Here is a 1,444-nt window from a genome sequence, read left to right as displayed (position 1 = left end):
CGCGGCCCGGCGCAGGTCGCTGGCGACGACGGCGTCCGGGCGCAGCGCGGCCAGCACGGGCGCGGCGGCGCGGGCCTGCTCCCGACCGAGGTCGTTGAGCGGCACGTCGGTCTGGCCCTGGACGCGGCTCTCGGCGTTCCAGTCGGTGTTGCCGTGCCGCCAGATGATCAGGCGGGTCATTCGGCGGTGGCGGTGCCGGCGGCCGAGTCGGCCAGGTCGCGATCCACGAACGGGATCTGCGGGCAGTCCTTCCAGAGCCGGTCGAGGGCGTAGAACTCGCGCTCCTCGGTGTGCTGCACGTGCACCACGATGTCGACGTAGTCGAGCAGCACCCAGCGGCCACCCCGCTCGCCCTCGCGGCGGATCGGCTTGGCCTTCTCCGGCAGCTCCAGCAGGCGCTCCTCGACGGCGTCGACGATGGCGAGCACCTGACGCTCGTTCGGCGCCGAGGCCACCAGGAACGCGTCGGTGATCGCGAGCTGGTCGCCCACGTCGATGATGACGATGTCCTGTGCCTTCTTGTCGGCCGCGGCCTGGGCGGCGGCCATCGCCAGCTCGTGCGCGCGTTCGGAAACTGTCACCGTTCTCCTTCGATCAACCGTGCGACCCTCCAAGCCTCTCACACCCGGCGACGTGGCGACTTGGCAGTTCTGGTCGGTTACCGGGGCACACGGGTGCATAACGGGCGGAGTTACCGCTGATAGAGCCGCCGTTTCGCGATGTACTGCACCACACCGTCGGGCACCAGGTACCAGACCGGCTCCCCCCGACCCACCCGGGCGCGGCAGTCGGTGGAGGAGATGGCCATCGCGGGCACCTGCACCAGGCTGACCGTGTCCGCCGGGAGGTGCTGGTCGGAGAGTTCGAAGCCCGGCCGGGTCACACCGATGAAGTGGGCCAGTTCGAGGACGTCGTCGAGGTCCTTCCAGGAGAGGATCCGCTCCAGGGCGTCCGCGCCGGTGATGAAGAACAGCTGCGCCTTCGGGCCGTACTCGGCGTGCAGGTCCCGCAGCGTGTCGACGGTGTAGGTGGGGCCGCCGCGGTCGATGTCGACCCGGCTCACCTGGAAGCGGGGGTTGGAGGCGGTGGCGATCACCGTCATCAGGTAGCGGTCCTCGGCCGGGCTGACCGGTTCGTCCGCCTTCTGCCACGGCTGTCCGGTGGGCACGAAGACCACCTCGTCCAGGCCGAACCGGTCGGCCACCTCGCTCGCCGCCACCAGGTGACCGTGGTGGATCGGGTCGAACGTGCCGCCCATGATGCCGATCCGCCGGATGTCTTCCTCCACCCCGCGATCGTAGGCCGCACGACGGGGACCGATGGGCGGGGTCACCGGGGCCCGTGCCGGGCGGGCGGTCGGTGAGGTCTCCACGCCGAGCGTGCGCAGCGTGTCGGCGAGGTCGTCGAGGACCTGCGGCGCGGCCTCGGCGTGCAGGTCGCGCAG

Annotated in this window: 3 protein-coding genes; all 3 read right to left on the bottom strand. The window is 71.1% G+C overall.

Annotated features, from left to right (window positions below):
* On the bottom strand, window positions 1-180 hold a 180-nt coding region (locus HUW36_RS32820), incomplete at its 3' end, for a histidine phosphatase family protein (protein ID WP_174531580.1).
* The gene (gene rsfS, locus HUW36_RS32815; RefSeq protein ID WP_091571960.1) at window positions 177-581 is read right to left on the bottom strand and encodes a ribosome silencing factor; all 405 of its coding nucleotides are present in this window, start codon (window positions 579-581) and stop codon (window positions 177-179) included. The genes HUW36_RS32820 and rsfS, both read right to left, overlap by 4 nt.
* Window positions 582-691: 110 nt before the next feature.
* The gene (nadD, locus tag HUW36_RS32810; protein ID WP_174531581.1) at window positions 692-1,288 is read right to left on the bottom strand and encodes a nicotinate-nucleotide adenylyltransferase; all 597 of its coding nucleotides are present in this window, start codon (window positions 1,286-1,288) and stop codon (window positions 692-694) included.
* Between the last annotated feature and the right edge of the window lie 156 nt (window positions 1,289-1,444).

Origin of the sequence: Micromonospora maritima (genome assembly GCF_902825405.1) — a bacterium.
Classification (GTDB): domain Bacteria; phylum Actinomycetota; class Actinomycetes; order Mycobacteriales; family Micromonosporaceae; genus Micromonospora; species Micromonospora maritima.
This window is presented reverse-complemented; position numbering and strand designations above follow the sequence as displayed.